Below are 2114 nucleotides of genomic sequence, written 5' to 3' on the forward strand. Positions count from 1 at the left end.
SSCGTCCACGGGGCGGGCTTTTTTGTGGTGCGCCAGGCATGGCGCGTAGCGCCGTGACTGGCGCTGTCGGGTTCACTGTGGTGGTGAGCCTGGCGACTTGGAGGTGAAAGTCCTCTACACACCCGGCAAGGGGAAGTGTTAGCTGAAGGCAAGGGTGTCGCGGGCGACTGCGAATCTGAAGGAAGCCCGAGGCAAAATGCTGGCCTGACGAACAGGAAGCGGATGAGGCGGCGCAGCGGGGTGAGGTGGCCATAATCGCCAAAGCCCGATACTTGCACGGAACGCTGCGACGTAGATCCGACAGGCATAAGCAGGAAGGTCGCGCGAATTACCCTGGGAGATCTGTACGCTTGCCATTGTGCTACCGATTGTCGAGAGGCGACGGGATGGGCGTGCAGAAGTCAGCCGAGGCCGTAGTAAGTGGCGGTCAACCACGCCATCAAGGGCCGAACAGGTCATGCCGCCAGTAGGCGTCAGCGTCTCGTCGATAACCGAAATGCAGAAATTTCTCCAAGAGAAGACTGTCACCCCGAGTCCCGGCCAGAGGCCTAGGATGACGCCTGACAGCGCAGAGGTATCGGCGGCGTCGGTGACGTGGATGAACGCGGAGCCGGACACGCTGATGGAGCGGGTGCTTGCACCGGCGAATCTCAAGCGTGCGTATCAGCGCGTGGTCAGCAACAAGGGGGCGCCGGGTGCCGATGGCATGACGGTCGCCGACTTGGCAGGCTACGTGAAACAGTATTGGCCCATCCTGAAGGTCAGGCTGCTGGCAGGTGAATACCATCCCCAGGCAGTGCGGGCGGTCGAAATTCCCAAACCGCAGGGCGGTATGCGGCAACTGGGCATTCCCAGTGTCGTGGATCGCCTGATCCAGCAAGCCCTGCTGCAACAGCTCACGCCGATCTTCGATCCGCTGTTCTCGGACTATAGCTACGGCTTCCGTCCGGGCAGAAGCGCTCACCAGGCTGTCGAGATGGCCCGCACCCATGTGGCGGCGGGTCATAGGTGTTGCGTGGAACTCGATCTGGAGAAGTTCTTTGATCGGGTCAACCACGACATCCTGATGTTCTGTGTTGAGCGCCATGTCGAAGACAAACAGGTGCTCAGACTCATCCGCCGTTACCTCGAAGCGGGCGTCATGTCGGGCGGGGTTGTCAGCCATCGGCAGGAGGGGGCGCCGCAAGGCGGCCCGCTTTCGCCGCTGCTGTCGAACATCCTGCTCGATGAACTCGACCGTGAGTTGGAGCGGCGAGGCCATCGCTTCGTGCGCTATGCCGATGACGCGAACATTTATGTCCGTAGTCCGCGTGCTGGCGAACGAGTGCTGGCCAGTGTCGAGCGGTTCCTGAATCACCGTCTGAAACTGAGACTGAATCGGGACAAGAGTCGCGTGGCTGGGTCGTGGAAATGCGACTACCTGGGGTATGGGATGAGTTGGCACTCGCAGCCTAGACTGCGAGTGGCAACCATGAGCCTGCGCCGTGTGCGCGACCGTCTCAGGGAACTGCTGCGAGGGGTGCGGGGCCACAAGATGGCGAATGTCATCGAGCGGGTAAACCCGGTGCTGCGAGGCTGGGCAGGCTACTTCAAGCTCAGCCAGAGCAAGCGTCCACTGGAAGAGCTGGATGGCTGGGTCAGGCACAAACTTCGCTGTGTCATCTGGCGGCAATGGAAGCAGCCCTCTACGAGGGCGCGCAACCTGATGCGCCTGGGATTGAGCGAGGAGCGTGCCTGCAAGTCGGCCTTCAATGGCCGAGGCCCGTGGTGGAACTCAGGAGCGCCGCATATGAATCAGGCGCTGCCGAAGAAGCTATGGGACAGACTTGGACTGGTCTCGATACTGGATACGATCAATCGGCTTAACCGCATGGCCTGAACCGCCGTGTACGGAACCGTACGCACGGTGGTGTGGGAGGACGGCGGCCGTGAGGCCGCCTCCTACCCGATCCTGAAATCCAGCAAATAAGGGGCTGTCAGCGCGCGCAGCGTCCACGAGCATCGACTCAATGCCACGCCCAGCTGTATTCCAAATTGTCTTCCGAGCGCGCAGCTGCTAATTTTTGGAATACAGAATCTCTTCCGGGGATACCAATGGGCGCCAAAGCTACCAC

General features: G+C 61.0%; 1 protein-coding gene. It reads left to right on the forward strand.

Annotated features, from left to right (window positions below; translation table 11 throughout):
* Positions 1-457: 457 nt before the first annotated feature.
* Entirely contained in the window at positions 458-1879 is a 1422-nt protein-coding gene (ltrA, locus tag SOP97_RS20190; RefSeq protein ID WP_042920460.1) for a group II intron reverse transcriptase/maturase, read from the forward strand.
* Positions 1880-2114 lie beyond the last annotated feature (235 nt).

This window comes from Pseudomonas spirodelae, from assembly GCF_034653255.1.
GTDB classification, from domain to species: domain Bacteria; phylum Pseudomonadota; class Gammaproteobacteria; order Pseudomonadales; family Pseudomonadaceae; genus Aquipseudomonas; species Aquipseudomonas spirodelae.

What these genes read in the sequence shown, in the direction of transcription:
- ltrA (WP_042920460.1), top strand. Translation starts at nt 458, where the DNA reads ATGCCGCCAGTAGGCGTCAGCGTCTCGTCGATAACCGAAATGCAGAAA.